The sequence below is a fragment of the Rhizobium esperanzae genome (assembly GCF_002204185.1).
Taxonomy (GTDB): Bacteria; Pseudomonadota; Alphaproteobacteria; order Rhizobiales; family Rhizobiaceae; genus Rhizobium; species Rhizobium esperanzae.
The window spans coordinates 191,459-206,972 of the sequence record NZ_MXPU01000009.1 but is presented as its reverse complement, the minus strand read 5'-3'; the positions used below and the strand labels follow the sequence as shown (position 1 = coordinate 206,972).

The window sequence follows — 15,514 nt, the reverse complement described above, 5'->3', positions numbered from 1 at the left end:
GTGTTTTGGCGCCTCGTCTCAGGTGTGGCGGATCTCCGTTCCCAGCACCTTCAGGCATTCGCGCATGAAGGCGGCGAGCGCCGTCCAGCCCTTGGCCGACACCATCGTGCCGTCGACATAGGCTTCGGTTGGCGAGAGGTCGATGTAGGTTCCGCCCGCCAGGGTAACCTCGGGCTCGCAGGCCCCAAGCGCACCCACTTTCTTGCCGCGAACGACACCGTCGACCGCGATCAGGATCTGCACCCCGTGGCAGATGGTGAAAATCGGCTTCCGCTGCTCGTGGAAGTGACGCACCATGGCCTGCACGCGCTTGTGAGTGCGGATATATTCAGGTCCGCGCCCGCCGGCGCAGTAGACGGCATGATACTGGTCGAGCTGGTCCTCTGCTTCGGAAAACGTCTTGTTGATGGTGACGTTGTGCCCAAGCTTTTCTGTGTAGGTCTGATCGCCTTCGAAATCGTGCAGCGACGTCCTGAGTATGTCGCCGGCCTTCTTGTCAGGGCAAACGACGTGCACCGTGTGGCCGACCGCCTCCATCGCCTGCTGAAAGACGAAGATTTCGTACTCCTCGGTGAAATCGCCGGTGAGCATCAGGATTTTCTTGCCTGCCATGGGTTCTCCTCCTCGTTGTCAGATCGGGCAGGCACGTTCTTGCCTGCCGGGTGAATCAAATGTCGTCGAACGCCGGCAACAGGCGGTCGCGCGAATGTTCGATGTGGATGCGCATTGCATTCCCAGCCGCGCCCGGGTCGCGCGCCGCAAAGGCGTCGAGCAGCGTCTGATGTTCGCCGAGTGCCTCCTCGGTGACACGGCGATGAAACATCAGGCGGAAGATGTGAAAATGCGTGTGCTGGAATGCCAGCATCTCCCGGATCAACTCGTTGCCGGCAAATTCCATGATGCGGTCGTGGAAAATAGCATCATTGCGGGCAAAGGCCGAATAGTTCGCCCGCTCGTCCCTGTTGTCGCTACGCGTCATCACGCCTGCGGCCTCCGTCAGGATGGCCAGTTTTTCGTCGTCCATCGCTTGCGCCGCCTTCGCAGCGCCGGCAGGTTCAAGCAGCAGACGAAGTTCATAGAGCTCGTCGAAGCGATGGCGCGTGATCTGGGGCGCAGCCCGGTAGCCGACGAGATGCTGCTTGACGACCAGGCCTTCGCCTTCAAGCCGGCCGAGAGCTTCGCGGATAGGGGTGTGGGAGACGTTGAACTCCCTGACCAGGTTGTCGACCGTGATGCGCGCGCCCGGCGCGATTTTCAACGACATGAGTTGATTGAAGATTGCCTCGTAGACGTCAACGGCAAGGCTGTTGGCGCGCGGTATCTGTGTCGTTCCCGTGGAAGGTTCTCTGAGTCTCGTCGAAATCATCTGCTGCCTGCCTCTTGACAGGTTCAATCGCTAGCACGATGCTGCGTCCAAGACAATCATATATCCTATACGATTTAATATAGGGAGGAAAAATCATGCAAGTTTCCGAAACGGCAGCCCTTGCGCTTGCCAGCCGCCTGCTGGAAGAGCATGGCGCACCGCGTGACCATGCGGCACTGCAGGCGCGCGTCCTGGTAACGGCGGAGATGAAGGGGCACCCCTCCCATGGGCTGAGCCGGCTTCCGCGCCTGGTCGAAAGGATAGAGCGCGGTGTTGTCGACCCACAAACGAAGGGAACACAGCGCTGGCGTGCGGATGCTGTGCTGGAGGTCGAGGGTTCGGCGGGACTTGGCCCCGTCGTCGCCATGGCTGCGATCGAGCGGCTGGCGCCTCATATTCCTGATCTTGGCATCGGCCTGGTGGTCGTGCGCAACGCGAACCATCTCGGTATGCTCGCGCATTATGTTGAGGCCATCGCTGCTGTGGGTTTGGTCGGCATCGCGCTCTCGTCGAGCGAGGCGCTGGTCCATCCCTTCGGCGGTACACGGGCCATGCTTAGCACTAACCCCATCGCTATCGGCGTTCCGACCGCCGAGGACCCTCTCGTGCTCGACCTTGCCACCAGCATCGTGCCGATGGGCAGGATCCATCATCACGCGGCGACCGGCAGGCCTATTCCCGAGGGATGGGCGCGCGATGCGGCCGGCAAGCCGACGACCGATCCGAGGCGTGCCAAGGCCGGCGCGATTGCGCCGTTCGGCGATGCGAAAGGGTATGGCCTCGGCATTGCCATCGAGCTGCTGGTTGCGGCCCTTGCAGGTTCGGCGCTCGCACCTGAAGTGCGCGGCACGCTCGACAGCCACTCGCCATCCAACAAGGGCGACGTCTTCATCTTGATCGAGCCTAGCCTGGCGCCGGGGCTTCCGGCGCGGCTGTCAGCCTATCTCAGTGCCGTGCGCGCGTCACCATCCGAGGTGGCCGGCGAACCGGTTCTCATCCCGGGCGATCGCGCCCGCCAGCGACGTGCGGCCGCCAGCCGCAACGGTTTTGAGATCGACCAGCGCCTCTGGGAAGACCTCAATGCGCTTTCCCCCTCCCGCATTCTGGCCTTCGAGGGACAAAGATCATGAGCCTGTTTGCTGCCTTGAGGCTACCGCGGGAGATCCTGTTCGGCATCGGCCAGCGCCGTGCGCTCGCGAGCGTCGCCAGCAGGACCGGCCGGCGCGCGCTGGTATGCACGGACGAGCGTTTTGCCGCAACGCCCGTCTTCGCGGAGATGATCGCCGCTGTCGAAGCCGCCGGCATCGCTGTACTGGTGCATGATCAGACGCTGCCGGACGTGCCGCGCGACACAGTCGCGGTTTGCGTTGAGGCCGCGCGCGGCTTTGATCCCGATATGGTGATCGGCATCGGAGGTGGCAGTTGCCTCGATATGGCGAAGTGCGCCTCACTGCTGCTCTCCCATGGCGGCGCGCTCGCCGATTACTATGGTGAGTTCAAGGTGCCTGCACCGGTCCTGCCGGTCATCGCCGTGCCGACCACGGCAGGCACCGGCTCCGAGGTGACACCGGTTGCGGTTGTTTCCGATCCCGATCGTACTCTGAAGGTTGGCATTTCGAGCCCATATCTCATCGCCGCCGCGGCCATCTGTGATCCGGAACTCACCTTATCCTGCCCGCCCGGGCTTACGGCGGTTGCTGGTGCGGATGCGCTGACGCATGCCATCGAAGCGTTCACGGCGATGCGCCGCCCCGGCGATCCGGAACTTGCACAGCAGCATGTCTTTGTCGGCAAGAGCGATCTTTCCGACCAGTTCGCGCTGTATGCCATCCGGCTCCTCAGCCGGAGTTTGGAAAAGGCCTTCACCGACGGCTCGGACCTCGACGCGCGCGCCGATGTGATGATGGGCGCGCTCGCGGCGGGCTGCGCCTTCGGAACCGCGGGCACCGCTGCGGCCCATGCCGTGCAATATCCGGTCGGCGCCGTGACCCATACGCCACATGGGCTCGGGGTGGCGACCATGCTTCCCTATGTGATGACATATAATCGCCGCGTCGCTGCCGCGGAAATTGCCGCTGTCGGTAGGGCGCTCGGCCTCGATGCCACCGGAGTAGAGGACGACGAGACGCTTGCCGATGCGGCGATCGGCGAGGTCAGCCGCCTCTTTGCCGCGATCGGTATCGCGCCGACGCTCGCCAGGCTCGGCCTGCCGGAAGACCGGATCGACTGGGCGGCCGAGCAGGCGCTCGGCATCGGCCGGCTGATCAAGAATAACCCACGCCCGCTCGATTCGACCGCCATGCGCGGCCTGGTTCGGGCCGCCTATGACGGCGACCTGGCCGCTTCTGCCCTCTGACCTGGGAAATCATCATGAACGTCAACCAGCATTCTCGCCATTCCGACCACGACCCGTTCGACCTCAGCGCGTTTTCCCGCGGCCTCTATATTGCCGGTGCCTGGCGGCCGGCAGTGAGCGAGGGTCGGATCGAAGTGATCGATCCCTCGACGGAGGCGGTCGTTGCCGCCGTTCCGGATGCGACCCTTGCGGATGCGGCAGCGGCCGTGAAGGCTGCGGCAAGCGCCGCGGAAAGCTGGCGCGAGACTCCGCCGAGGAAGCGCTCGGAGATACTGCGCCGCTGTTTCGAACTTATGGTGGAGCGCTCCGAAGTGCTTTCCAGGCTCATCTCGCTCGAGAACGGAAAGGCGTTGCCCGACGCGCGCGGCGAAGTCGCCTATGCTGCGGACTTCTTTCGGTGGAACGCCGAGGAGGCGGTACGGATCTCTGGTGAGTTCGGCGTCGCCCCGGCCGGTGGAAATCGGATCGTCGTTGATTACCAGCCTATCGGCGTCTGCATTCTCATTACACCGTGGAATTTCCCAGCCGCGATGGCGACCCGCAAGATCGCGCCCGCCCTCGCCGCAGGCTGCACCGTCGTCCTTAAGCCGGCGAGCGAGACGCCGTTGACGGCCTATGCGCTTGCGGCTCTCTACGAGGAGGCTGGGGTGCCGCCGGGCGTCGTGAACGTGATGACAACATCGACGCCTGGCCCAGTCATCGCCGCCATGCTGGCCGACCCGCGCGTGCGAAAACTCTCCTTTACAGGCTCGACGGGCGTCGGCCGCACCCTTCTGGCGGAAGCGGCGAAAAACGTCATCTCCTGCTCCATGGAACTCGGCGGCAACGCGCCTTTCATCGTCTTCGACGACGCGGATATTGACGCGGCGATCGACGGGCTGATGGTCGCGAAAATGCGCAATGCCGGTGAGGCCTGCACGGCTGCAAACCGCATTTATGTCCAGTCCGGTATCCACGATGCCTTCGCGGAAAAGTTTGCGCAACGCATGGCCGCCCTCAGGGTCGGCCCGGGCGTAGATCCGCATACCGAGTGCGGTCCGATGATCACACGCAAGGCGGTGGAGAAGATCGAGCGCCTCGTTGCGGACGCCATTTCCCGCGGCGCGCGCGCTCTCTGCGGCGGACGAACATTGACAGGACGGGGTTTTTTCTATCCGCCGACGGTGCTTGTCGATGTTTCCCCGGCCTCTGACATCGGCTGTGAGGAGATTTTCGGTCCTGTTGCGCCGCTCTACCGCTTCGAGAGCGAGGCAGAAGTCATCGCTGCCGCCAACGATACGGAATATGGCCTCGCCGCCTACATCTATACCCGCGACATTGGTCGTGGCATGCGGGTCGCCAGCAAGGTTGAGGCCGGGATGATTGCGCTCAATCGTGGACTGGTCTCCGATCCTGCTGCCCCTTTTGGTGGTGTGAAGCAAAGCGGCCTCGGACGTGAAGGTGGGCAGCACCACGGCATAGCAGAGTTCATGGAAGCCAAGTACATCGCCACGAGCTTCTGAGGAGGGACCTGTGGCCGCCGATCCCTTCCGCATTCGTGACCATGTCGCAGATTTTGACGAGATCGTTGGCGATATTCGCGCCCGCAGCCTTGTGACGCGACGCACTGTCACAATGGAAGCCAACATCGCCTACGGAACCGGGCCGGGGGAGACGCTCGACATCTTTGTGCCAAGCAATGCCGGTTCGGACATGCCGATCCATATGTTCATCCATGGTGGCTACTGGCGGATGTTTTCCAAGGAGGATTATTCCTGCGTCGCAGAGACTATCACCGGCGCTGGCGCGGTCGCAGCCATCGTCGATTATTCGTTGATGCCCGGCGCGAGAATGGACGTCCTGGTTGGTCAGGTCCTGAAAGCCAAGGCTTTCCTGCTGGCGCATGCCGATCATTTTGGCGCCACAGCGAAGCAATTCTCCGTCAGCGGTCACTCCGCCGGTGCGCATCTTGCAACCTTTCTCTTCCATCGCTCGCCGGCGCCTTCCGGCGTAGTTGCTGCTTTCCTGCTTGGCGGGCTATACGATCTCGAGCCCCTGCAGACGTCTTTCCTGCGTGAGGAGATCGCCTTGAGCGACGAGGAGGTGCGACGGTTTACGCCGATGCGTCACGAGCACGATCCTGCAACGCGCGTGGCTATCGTGACCGGCGAACTGGAAACTGATCCATTCAAAATACAGGCAAATGCGTTCAGGGACGTTCTTGCCGTCCAAGGCCTCGAAGTGCGGGCATCGCACGTCGCAGGCGGGGATCACATGAGCACGGTTCGCGATCTTGCCATACTTAGCACGCCGGTGGCGGCAGCATTGCGCGCCCTGATTGCCAATGATGCCGGTGAGGAACCGAAGCGATCAACCTTCTCCTGATCGCCATTTTTTGTGATCGTGGCTGTCGTAGCTTGGTGCTTTGTCATAACCAATGTCATTTGTGCCTGGCGGCGTCCTCGGCGCCGAAATGCCGGCCCGCCAGGCAACCTTCTTTTCGCAGCGGCAAATGCCGTTCACCTTTTCGCTCCAAGCAGGGGTGTCAAAACTGGAACGCTGCAGGCGCTCTTCCGTATTTTACATGTGCCGAAACTCGACACTCTTGACCATTTTTTTAAGAGTTCTGCCTATCGTGATGGCCTCAAGCGCGGCCACCGCCAGCTGGGGACGAAGGTCAATTCGCACATAGATGTGCTGTTGCATGGTGGACGTGACGGAGAAAGAGCCAACTTCCTGGGCGGGGCCATTATTTCATGTCGTTGATTGATCGACTGTTGCAGCGTATGCGGATCGTGACGAAGGTTCTTTTCTTCGTGGTGCCTCTGATCATTCTCATAGCGGGAATAGGGCTTTTCGGCTATTTCACCGCCGGCACGCTAAAAGGCCAGATGACGCTGACGCGGCAGACGATCGATACGCTTTCCAGTTTCCAGCAGCTGCGATCCTCGCTGACTGCCTTTACCGATCTTCCGACGGCGGCCACGCGCGATCGACTGATCGCCAGCATCTCCGATCAGGAGAAGGGCGCTGCGACGCTCGATGCCATGTTGATCGATCCATCCCAGAAGCAGCAGATCTCGGCGGTGCGCGACTTGGGCGGCAAGATGCAGGGGAGCGCCGACGCGCTTTGGGCCGTGGCACAGGAGCGCGCAAATACCGAACAGGTGATCGACGCGGCTGTGGCGCAGCTTTTCAAGGAAAGCCAGACCGCCCGCAAGCAGCTTGACGTCCTTCAGGACCAGGCGAGCGGAAAGGAAGCCTTTGTCCGGGCGCTTCTGCTCGATGCCTCCGCCTACAAGAACATCGCCCAGCGCATTGCGAAATTGCGCAAGGCGACGGCGCAGGCGACTGCGCCCGCGGATATTACCGGCGCTCTCGGCAGCCTCCTGCCGCCGCTCGTCAAGGAGGTCGGCGGGGGCGCCGCAGTCGCCTCCGATAAGGCCCAAAGCCAGATTGCCGCGCTGAAGCCGGTATTGGACAGGCTCGCGGCGATGGCCAAGGACAGCGCCGACCTTACGCTCGACGGCTATGCCCCCGTCGACCAGGATCTGCAGGGCTTTGAGGAGAAGTTCGTAAAGCTCGCCTCAGGGAATGCGGATACGGCTATCGAGCGTTTTGTCGGCATGGATGCTAACATCGGCACGCTTCGCTCGATGGTGGCGATCGTCAGTGCCGCGTTCAAATCGATCGACGATCTGCGCCTGCACCTGAGTGAACTGAACAGGCGGGTCGATGCCGAAGCGCGGGACGCCGTTCTCGCCGATCTCAAGGCGCTGCGTGAAAGCGCCGCACAGCTTGTACCCCTGAGTGGGAAAAACCCTGCCTTGCAGGATCTTGCGAAAAAGATCGAGCCATCTCTCGCCGCGATCGAAAAGGACACGTCGCTTCTGATATCGATCGCAGACCGGTGGCGGGCAGAGAGGGGGACGGCAACCGAGCTCGTGGCCGCGGCAAGCCATACTCTGGAGCAATTCGTCAGCACCGCGCAGGAGAGCGGCAAGGACATCAGCCAGCGTTCGGCCACAATGTCGCTCGCGGCGATGATTGCGGGCACGGTGCTTGCGATCATCGGCGGCCTCATGCTGATCGAAACGCTGCGCGGACCGCTGAAGCGGATCACCCAAACGATGACGAGACTTGCCGCCGGCGATCTCAATTTTCCGATTGGCGACGGCAAGCGCGGCGACGAAATCGGCGATATGATCCGGTCCGTGACCGTCTTCCGCGACCAGGCGCTGGAAAAGACAAGGCTCGAAGAGGTCGCTGAAGCGAACAGGGCGCGGGACGAACAGGAGCAGGCCCGCCGCGCAGCCGAGCAGGCGCGCATCGAGGCCGAGCAGAGCGAGGCCCTGGACGCCTTGTCCGACATGCTCGGTAAGCTTGCCGACGGCAACCTCGCAGCCGTGATGAGCGAGGAACTGGCCGCCGATTATGTCGCAATGGCCAGGACCTACAACCAGGCGATCGATGCGCTTCGCCGGACGCTTGCGGAGGTTCGCAACACCACCTACGAAATCGCCGAGGGCAGCACCAATCTTTCGGGCGCGGCCGACGATCTGGCGCGGCGCACGGAACAACAGGCGGCCGCCCTCGAAGACAGTTCACGTGTGCTCGGCGAACTCACCGTCAGCGTTCGCACGACAGCCGAAAACGCGCACCAAACATCGCTTTCCGTCGCCGAAGCGCACCGGCAGGCGGAGCATTCCGCGGCCGTCGTCGCCAAGGCCGTCGACGCCATGGACGCCATCAACCGTTCTTCGGAGAAGGTCTCCAGCATTATCGGCGTGATCGACGAGATCGCCTTTCAGACCAATCTTCTCGCCCTCAATGCCGGCGTCGAGGCGGCGCGGGCAGGAGAGGCGGGCAGAGGTTTTGCAGTCGTAGCCCAGGAGGTGCGCGAGCTTGCACAGCGCTGCGCCAAGGCTGCCCGCGAAATCAAGGATCTGATCTCCAACAGCGCATCGCAGGTTGGCACGGGCGTCAGGCTCGTCGAGGAGACCGGCCAAGCGCTTTCGGCGATCATGGAGCATTTTACCTCCATCAATGGCCTGGTGCAGGTCATCTCGACTGCCACCAGCACGCAGTACAAAGGCATCGACGAGGTCAACAGCGCCGTTCGTGACATCGAGCATATCACTCAGCACAATGCCGCAATGGTGGAGGAAAACACCGCCGAAATTCACAGGCTGCGGCAGCAGGTGGAACTGCTGAACGAGCGGATCTCCCGGTTTCAGACCGCCGACGGCCGCGCGGCTTCGCTTGCCGCAAGATCGCGGATGGCCCTGGCCTCCTGAGTGGCCCGTCCTTCACAGCTTTTGCGCGAGGTGGTCTAGAACTCGGCGACCTTGCCCCAGGCCGAGGCCGTGAAGCGGCTGGGATGATAGGGCCGCGGATCGACGATCGGCTCATCGCCGGTGACGATGTCGGCGATCAGATGACCGGCGCCGGGTCCGATGCCGAAGCCGTGGCCGCTGAAGCCCGCAGCGAGGATGAAACCTGGAAGCGTGGCGATTTCGCCGATCGCCGGCACGCCGTCCGGCGTGCTGTCGATATAGGCTGCCCAGGCGGCGTTGATTTCGGTGCTCTTCAAGGCAGGCAGCAGCTCGAGCGCCCGTGAATGCGTCAGGGCAATGGTGGCCTGGTCGACCGCCGGGTCGAGGATGCGCCTGCGCTCCATCGGCGTCGGCCTGTCGAGCCGCCAGCGTGCCAGAGATTCATGGCCCGAGCGACATCCCTCCAGTCCGCCGGGTGCCAGACTCCGCCAGCGGCGGGCGAACATCGGCAGGAACTGCGGCGCGAAACGAAACTGCTGCGCCGTGGGATCGACGCGGCCGCGGCCGCTGATCGCCAGCGTGTAACCGCCATCGCCGCGACGTGTCACCGATACCGCTGATGTATGCAGCGCATCCGGCAGGCCGGGTGCTCCCGGCGAAACTGACAGGATCGACGAGCGGATCGAAGCTTGCGGGAATCGAATGCCGAGTTGGCGGCAGAAGGAGGAGGCCCATGCGCCGCCCGCCAGGATCGCGATTTTCGTCCGGATCGTTCCATGCTCCGTTACGACACCTGCAAGCCTGCCGCCCTCAATGTCGATGCCGCGGGCAACACAGGACTGATGCACCGTACCGCCGAGCTTCAAGATCGCACGCACAACCGCAGGCGCGGCGTTTGCGGGGTCGGCCGTGCCGTCGGTCGGCGAAAAGACTCCGCCTTTCCACGCGGCGCCGGTGGCCTGCCCGCGTTCGGTTGCCTCCGCGCCGCTCAGCATATGCGTCGTCACGCCGACCGATCGGGCGAAATCTCGCCAGCGGCCCCAGCCGGAAAGTTCCTCCTCGTTATTGCTGAGATAGAGGAGACCGCAGCGGCGGAAGCCGGTGTCCTCGCCGGTTTCGGTTGCGAATTGCTCCCACAGATCGAGGCTCTTCGTCGCCATCGGCAATTCACGGGCGTCACGGTTCTGCTGCCGGCACCAGCCCCAATTGCGGCTCGACTGTTCCGCCCCGATGAGGCCCTTTTCGACGAGGGCGACTTTCAATCCGCGTCGCGCCAGATAATAAGCCGCGAAAACGCCGACGATGCCGCCTCCGATTACCACCGCATCGGCGGCAGCAGGCAGCTGCGGTGTGGTGTCGACACGCGTGAGCGGTGCGGGCATGGCGAGGTCTCCGTTTCGGGCCAGTCTAGCGGATCCGCCGCTGCGACTTTGCCGGAGATCAGCCGACGACAGCAGAAGATTCCGAGTTAGCGGGTGGCCCTTAGCCGTTTATGCTTCGGTATGTCCCGCAATCCGGTCGACAGCCCTTGGTGATGTGTTAAGCTCGATATTGGAAGGCTGCAGCATAATATGCTGCATCCTTGGCGATCTCGAGCAAGCGAAGGCGCATGTGATGATGAAACTCGACAGGATCGACATAAAAATTCTCTACGAACTGCAGAAGAATGGCCGCGTCACAAATGTGGAACTCGCCGAGCTGGTCAACCTGTCGCCAAGCCCCTGCCTGATGCGGGTGAAGAAGCTGCAATCCGAAGGCTACATCGAAGGCTATTCGGCTCAGATCAATGTCAGCAAACTCGGGCAGACACTGACCGTGTTCACCGAAATCACCCTGAAGAACCATCGGCAGATCGACTTCGCCCGCTTCCTTGCAGCGATCGAGAAGGTCGACCAGGTGATCGAATGCCATCTCGTTTCGGGTGGCTACGATTATCTGTTGAAATTCGTCACGGCCGGCATCGACGAATATCAGACGATCATGGAGCGGCTCACCGACATGGACGTCGGCATCGACAAATATTTCAGCTTCGTCGTGCTGAAATCTCCGATCATCAAAGCGCATATGCCCCTGACCACTTTATTTCCACATTAGAGAGCGCGGATCGCCCCGGCATGTATGATCCGCACTTGCCCTCCTCGGTGACAGCTGTCGCAATAGTCCGCAGGTGTGGCTGGGTCGTGGAGAGATTTCGAAATTTACGACTGAAACAAGGCCTTATTCGGTAACGCCGACTTCCGCATCGCCTTAATCTCGGATGACACCACGACCCATCCCAGAGGCAGGCCGGGAGGGTCGAGGCCATTGGCAGCCCGTACTGCTCAGCTGTCGCGCTCGGAAACAGTCCAACCCTCGCCTCGTAGATCAGAACCGCCTCTCAAAGAAGGAAGATGACATGTCACTGTTGGTCACCATCGACACCAATCCGGATTTCGCGCCAAAGGACGCGGTCCCTGGGCCGGAGCGTCTGATTTCGGGCAATCCCTTTTTCAAGACCTGGGCCCAGGATGCTTCAAAGGTGGAGAAGGTGTTAACCGGCGTCTGGGAAGCGACGCCTGGCGAGCATCATTCGATCAAAGGCACCACCTACGAATTCTGCCATATTATTTCGGGCCTCGTAGAAATCGAGGAGAAGGGCGGCGAGACGAAAACCTATCGGGGTGGTGACAGCTTTGTCATGAAGCCCGGGTTCGTTGGGGTTTGGCGTACTATTGAGACCGTACGCAAGATCTACGTTTGTGTTTACGAGTGACAGCAGATCTCAGGTGCGCCCACTAGAATAAAGGCGCACCTGAGAATTCCAGATGAGGCGACTTCAGAAATCTGAACCGACGTTACTACAGCGCCTCGCGTAAACATCCCCGAACGGACATACCGAAGTTTGGACATTCACTCGTCCAAGAAGCCGACGATGCTCTTGGTTTCGCTAAACTCGTGCAGTCCGAACTTGCCGTACTCCCGACCGTTGCCTGATTGCTTGTAGCCGCCAAAAGGGGCGGCGCTGTCCCAGGCGCAGCTGTTGAGGCGAACAGTGCCGGCGCGCAGCCTGCCTGCGAGCGCCCGCGCTTCTTGCGGATCTCCCTGAATGTAGGCCGCCAGACCGTAGGGGCTGTCGTTGGCGATCGCGATCGCTTCCTCTTCGTTATCATAGCCGATGATCGACAGTACCGGGCCGAAGATCTCCTCCCGTGCGATCGTCATCTGATTGGTGACGCGGGCAAACACGGTCGGGCGCACGTAATAGCCGGAATTGAGATGCGAAGGGCGCCCAGGACCACCGGCGACGAGCTCCGCTCCTTCCGCGATGCCGCGTTCGATCAGCGTCTGGATCTTGTCGAACTGCGCGCCGCTCGCGACCGGTCCGAGGTCGGTGCGTGGATCCGAGGGCGGGCCGACGACGAGCGCAGCCGCTTCCCTCGCGGCGATCAAGCCTGCTTCCTCCATTCGCTCCGCCGGCACCAGCATCCGCGTTGGCGCGGTGCAGGTCTGGCCGGAATTGCCGAAGCACCGGCGTACGCCAGCGCTGACCGCGGCGGCGAAATCGGCGCTGGGCAGGATGATGTTCGGCGACTTGCCGCCGAGTTCCTGATGCACTCGCTTGACGGTCGGTGCCGCCGCCTGTGCCACGGCAATGCCGGCCCGCGTCGAGCCGGTGAAGGACACCATATCCACATCCGGATGGCTGGCCAGTGCGGTTCCGACAGTAGGTCCGTCGCCTTGGACGAGGTTGAAGACGCCTTTCGGCACGCCGGCCTCATCCATGATCTCGGCGAAGATCACGGCACTGAACGGAGTGATCTCCGATGGCTTCAGGACCATAGTGCATCCCGTAGCGAGCGCTGGAGCGACCTTGCAGGCGATCTGATTGATCGGCCAGTTCCAGGGGCTGATCATCGCGACGACCCCGATAGGCTCGTGTACGATGCGGGTAGAGCCCTGCATGTAGTCGAAGGCAAAAGTCTCGATGGCCTTGATCGTCTGCTCGAAATGGGTAGCTCCGATACCGGCCTGCTCTGCCCGGGCCATGGCGAGGGGAGCGCCCATTTCCCGCGAGATGACATCGCCGAGCTCGTCGTTGCGGCGCTTGAGGATATCCACTATGCGCTTCAGCAGATCGATGCGCTCGGTCTTGGAGGTCTGAGAGAAGAAGGCGAACGCCCCCCGCGCTGCCGTGACCGCCCTCTGCACGTCGGCGGCGCTGCCGAGCGCAATCGTGCCCGCCGGCTGCTCCGTCGAAGGATCGATGACTTCGAGTGTTTTCGAGACGCAGGGTTCGACCCACTCACCGTCGATATAGAACCTGTGGGCATGCATCATTGATGGCTCCAATCTGTTGCTTGGTCTGCCGACGAACGCAGTCCGCGATACGCCGAACGGCGGACAGCTTGTAGTTGCCAAAGGATGATCGCAGACCTTTAACGGCGACCGGGTGGTGCATTGACCGAAGCTGAATGGATCACAGCGCTAATTGTAAATCTCGGCCAGGTCGTGTAGATCCCAGTTCCCGCCGGACAGCACCGTACAGACTTTCTCTTCTGGCTTCACGTGTATGCTGCCTGCCAACAAGGCTCCGATTCCAATGGAGGCGGCCGGTTCAGCGATCAATTTTGCATCTTTGGCAAGGGCACGCATCCCGGCAATGATGTGTTCGTCGTCAACAAGAACAATCTCGTCCACATATCTTTCGATAATGGGATAGGGGTTTTGCCCCGGGACGCTTATCCTCAAGCCATCGGCAATTGTGTTCTTCAAGGGAAGCGTTGTCCGCTCCTTGTTGATCCGGCTATGGAAATACTTGGGTGTCAACGCAGGTTCCGCGCCTATGATCCGCACGGATGGGTTCGTTTCCTTAATGGCGGTCGCGATTCCCGAGATCAGCCCTCCGCCCCCTACGGGAACGATGACGGTATCCACATCCTCCAGATCCTGCAATATTTCACAACCGATCGTTCCCTGACCGGCCATTACTATGGGGTCCTCAAAAGCGTGAACAGCCGCGTATCTGTTTTCTTCGGCGATTTCATACACCCTTTTCCATCTGGCGGCGGTGTCGCCGTCGAAAAGAATAACTTCCGCTCCGAGGGCCTTGGTGTTTTCGATTTTGATCTTGGGCGTGGTGACCGGAAGGACCAAAATCGCTTTCACACCCAGCATCCTGGCGGCATAAGCGAGCCCTTGGGCATGGTTGCCCGACGAGGTCGCGATGATCCCGTTGGCGATCTCTTCTCGGGAGAGCGAGAGAGCCTTGTTCAGAGCGCCGCGGATCTTGAACGCGCCAGTAATCTGTAGGGTTTCGGGCTTGAGATAGAGCTGACAACCAACCACTTTCTCGATCTTGTCCGCACGCAACAGGGGGGTATGTCTGACGTGCGGTTTCAGCCGCTCTTGAGCTTCACGGATGTCGTGAATGGTGGGGAAATTGCGCATGGTCATTGCTCGAAAAACTGAAAGAAGGTGCCGACGTTATTGGCTATGGCGTTATGATAAATTTTGCTGGCCGTCGTATTGTCCTGTATGGCCATGCCCGTGGAGTCGAAGATCGTGATTTCGTCATCACTTTCTCGTCCAGGTTTCCTTCCCAGCAATATCTCGCCGATTTCACCATGAATGTCGTCTTTGGTGATGATATTCTTGTTCAGGGGATGCCAGGTTTCGCCCTTCTCGGTGCACTGCGCCATCGAGTCGACGACTAGCTTTGCGTTCCTGAATATCTCTGGATCCAATTCCTGCTTGCCTTGTTGATCCGTGCCGATCGCAACAATGTGCGTGCCGGGCCTGACCCAACCCGCTTCTACGAGCGAGCCTCTTCCGCGGGTCGTGGTAACAAGGATATCGGCCTGCTCGACGGCCTCCTTTTTGGAGTTCGCCATCATGACAGGAATGCCAAGCTCGCTTTCAATATCCGTCTTGTATTTGAAGAGCGTGTCGGGGTTGCTGTCCCAGGCGTGGATCTCCTCGATCTTCATGATCTCGTTGATCGAACGGATTTGCATTCTCGCTTGATTGCCAGTGCCGATCGATGCGACCGTCGTGGCGTTCTTCCTCGCCAGTGCTTTGACGGAGACGGCTCCAGACGCTCCCGTTCTGAGACCAAGAATCAAACTTCCATCCATAACGCAAATCAACGCACCGCTCCTGGCGTCGAACAGGAAAATCGTCGCCATGCCATTGGGCACTCCGTGTGCAGTCGGGTTATCAATGAACCCGCCGGAAGAGGCTTTCATGGAGATTATTTCATTGGCTTTGTAGTAGCCAAGCTTAAAGTCGATTTCCCCCCGAGGCGACGGGAGATCTATCCCCATATAGTCAGGTTGCTCCACCTGATCACTGCTAAAGGCCTTGTACGCCTCTTCCACGGCAGCGATGACTTCCGTCACGCTGATCAGTCGACTGACCTCGTCCTTTTTAAGCAGCAGCGTTTTCATGCACCAGCTCTCTATTTCTTGATTCAACCAACGCTTCGATTATTCCGCCCAATTCCGCGATCATCATAATCGCCGAGCTTTGGCTTTATTAGCCATATGCGCGGAGCCCCAG

Annotated in this window: 13 protein-coding genes; 7 read left to right on the top strand and 6 right to left on the bottom strand. The window is 60.9% G+C overall.

Annotated features, from left to right (window positions below; all coding sequences use genetic code 11):
- Positions 1-18 precede the first annotated feature (18 nt).
- Both B5E41_RS15760 and B5E41_RS15755 read right to left on the bottom strand, forming a co-directional pair.
- Positions 19-612: a DJ-1/PfpI family protein gene (locus B5E41_RS15760; RefSeq protein ID WP_088395041.1), complete on the bottom strand. Its 594-nt coding sequence runs from the start codon at positions 610-612 to the stop codon at positions 19-21.
- Between the two features lie 55 nt (positions 613-667).
- On the bottom strand, positions 668-1,366 hold the full coding sequence (locus tag B5E41_RS15755) for a GntR family transcriptional regulator (protein WP_088395039.1): 699 nt from the start codon (positions 1,364-1,366) through the stop codon (positions 668-670).
- 95 nt (positions 1,367-1,461) lie between these two features.
- Here B5E41_RS15755 and B5E41_RS15750 point away from each other — a divergent pair, with 95 nt between their 5' ends.
- The 5 genes from B5E41_RS15750 (at position 1,462) to B5E41_RS15730 (ending at position 8,998) form a co-directional block, all read left to right on the top strand.
- Positions 1,462-2,496, top strand: a complete 1,035-nt coding sequence (locus B5E41_RS15750; RefSeq protein WP_088395037.1) for an Ldh family oxidoreductase — start codon at positions 1,462-1,464, stop codon at positions 2,494-2,496.
- Positions 2,493-3,722: an iron-containing alcohol dehydrogenase gene (locus B5E41_RS15745; RefSeq protein WP_088395035.1), complete on the top strand. Its 1,230-nt coding sequence runs from the start codon at positions 2,493-2,495 to the stop codon at positions 3,720-3,722. The genes B5E41_RS15750 and B5E41_RS15745 overlap by 4 nt, the downstream gene beginning before the upstream one ends.
- A gap of 14 nt (positions 3,723-3,736) precedes the next feature.
- On the top strand, positions 3,737-5,224 hold the full coding sequence (locus tag B5E41_RS15740; RefSeq protein WP_088395033.1) for an NAD-dependent succinate-semialdehyde dehydrogenase: 1,488 nt from the start codon (positions 3,737-3,739) through the stop codon (positions 5,222-5,224).
- A 10-nt stretch (positions 5,225-5,234) separates the two neighbouring features.
- Positions 5,235-6,086, top strand: coding sequence for an alpha/beta hydrolase (locus B5E41_RS15735; RefSeq protein ID WP_088395031.1), 852 nt, complete (start codon positions 5,235-5,237; stop codon positions 6,084-6,086).
- A 371-nt stretch (positions 6,087-6,457) separates the two neighbouring features.
- Positions 6,458-8,998: a methyl-accepting chemotaxis protein gene (locus tag B5E41_RS15730; RefSeq protein WP_088395029.1), complete on the top strand. Its 2,541-nt coding sequence runs from the start codon at positions 6,458-6,460 to the stop codon at positions 8,996-8,998.
- Positions 8,999-9,033: 35 nt separating this feature from the next.
- On the opposite strand, the gene B5E41_RS15725 is transcribed toward B5E41_RS15730, so the two are convergent.
- Positions 9,034-10,359: an NAD(P)/FAD-dependent oxidoreductase gene (locus tag B5E41_RS15725; RefSeq protein WP_088395027.1), complete on the bottom strand. Its 1,326-nt coding sequence runs from the start codon at positions 10,357-10,359 to the stop codon at positions 9,034-9,036.
- 235 nt (positions 10,360-10,594) lie between these two features.
- Between B5E41_RS15725 and B5E41_RS15720 the strand changes: the two genes are divergently transcribed.
- Both B5E41_RS15720 and B5E41_RS15715 read left to right on the top strand, forming a co-directional pair.
- Positions 10,595-11,071: an Lrp/AsnC family transcriptional regulator gene (locus B5E41_RS15720; protein ID WP_004679019.1), complete on the top strand. Its 477-nt coding sequence runs from the start codon at positions 10,595-10,597 to the stop codon at positions 11,069-11,071.
- 301 nt (positions 11,072-11,372) lie between these two features.
- A complete protein-coding gene (locus B5E41_RS15715; RefSeq protein WP_088395025.1) occupies positions 11,373-11,729 on the top strand; it encodes a cupin domain-containing protein in 357 nt (118 codons plus the stop codon).
- A 137-nt stretch (positions 11,730-11,866) separates the two neighbouring features.
- Here B5E41_RS15715 and B5E41_RS15710 read toward each other — a convergent pair whose 3' ends face one another.
- The 3 genes from B5E41_RS15710 to B5E41_RS15700 all read right to left on the bottom strand — a co-directional run bounded on the left by B5E41_RS15710 (position 11,867) and on the right by B5E41_RS15700 (position 15,402).
- The gene (locus B5E41_RS15710; RefSeq protein WP_088395023.1) at positions 11,867-13,294 is read right to left on the bottom strand and encodes an aldehyde dehydrogenase family protein; all 1,428 of its coding nucleotides are present in this window, start codon (positions 13,292-13,294) and stop codon (positions 11,867-11,869) included.
- 147 nt (positions 13,295-13,441) lie between these two features.
- Positions 13,442-14,404: a threonine/serine dehydratase family protein gene (locus tag B5E41_RS15705; RefSeq protein ID WP_088395021.1), complete on the bottom strand. Its 963-nt coding sequence runs from the start codon at positions 14,402-14,404 to the stop codon at positions 13,442-13,444.
- A gap of 2 nt (positions 14,405-14,406) precedes the next feature.
- Positions 14,407-15,402, bottom strand: a complete 996-nt coding sequence (locus B5E41_RS15700; protein ID WP_064807715.1) for an ornithine cyclodeaminase family protein — start codon at positions 15,400-15,402, stop codon at positions 14,407-14,409.
- Positions 15,403-15,514: the final 112 nt, after the last annotated feature.

Bases quoted from the DNA above. Each gene is read 5' to 3' on its own strand.
- B5E41_RS15705 (WP_088395021.1), bottom strand. From the start codon at position 14,404: ATGCGCAATTTCCCCACCATTCACGACATCCGTGAAGCTCAAGAGCGG.
- B5E41_RS15710 (WP_088395023.1), bottom strand. From the start codon at position 13,294: ATGATGCATGCCCACAGGTTCTATATCGACGGTGAGTGGGTCGAACCC.
- B5E41_RS15715 (WP_088395025.1), top strand. From the start codon at position 11,373: ATGTCACTGTTGGTCACCATCGACACCAATCCGGATTTCGCGCCAAAG.
- B5E41_RS15725 (WP_088395027.1), bottom strand. From the start codon at position 10,359: ATGCCCGCACCGCTCACGCGTGTCGACACCACACCGCAGCTGCCTGCT.
- B5E41_RS15760 (WP_088395041.1), bottom strand. From the start codon at position 612: ATGGCAGGCAAGAAAATCCTGATGCTCACCGGCGATTTCACCGAGGAG.
- B5E41_RS15700 (WP_064807715.1), bottom strand. From the start codon at position 15,402: ATGAAAACGCTGCTGCTTAAAAAGGACGAGGTCAGTCGACTGATCAGC.
- B5E41_RS15720 (WP_004679019.1), top strand. From the start codon at position 10,595: ATGAAACTCGACAGGATCGACATAAAAATTCTCTACGAACTGCAGAAG.
- B5E41_RS15755 (WP_088395039.1), bottom strand. From the start codon at position 1,366: ATGATTTCGACGAGACTCAGAGAACCTTCCACGGGAACGACACAGATA.
- B5E41_RS15730 (WP_088395029.1), top strand. From the start codon at position 6,458: ATGTCGTTGATTGATCGACTGTTGCAGCGTATGCGGATCGTGACGAAG.
- B5E41_RS15740 (WP_088395033.1), top strand. From the start codon at position 3,737: ATGAACGTCAACCAGCATTCTCGCCATTCCGACCACGACCCGTTCGAC.
- B5E41_RS15750 (WP_088395037.1), top strand. From the start codon at position 1,462: ATGCAAGTTTCCGAAACGGCAGCCCTTGCGCTTGCCAGCCGCCTGCTG.
- B5E41_RS15745 (WP_088395035.1), top strand. From the start codon at position 2,493: ATGAGCCTGTTTGCTGCCTTGAGGCTACCGCGGGAGATCCTGTTCGGC.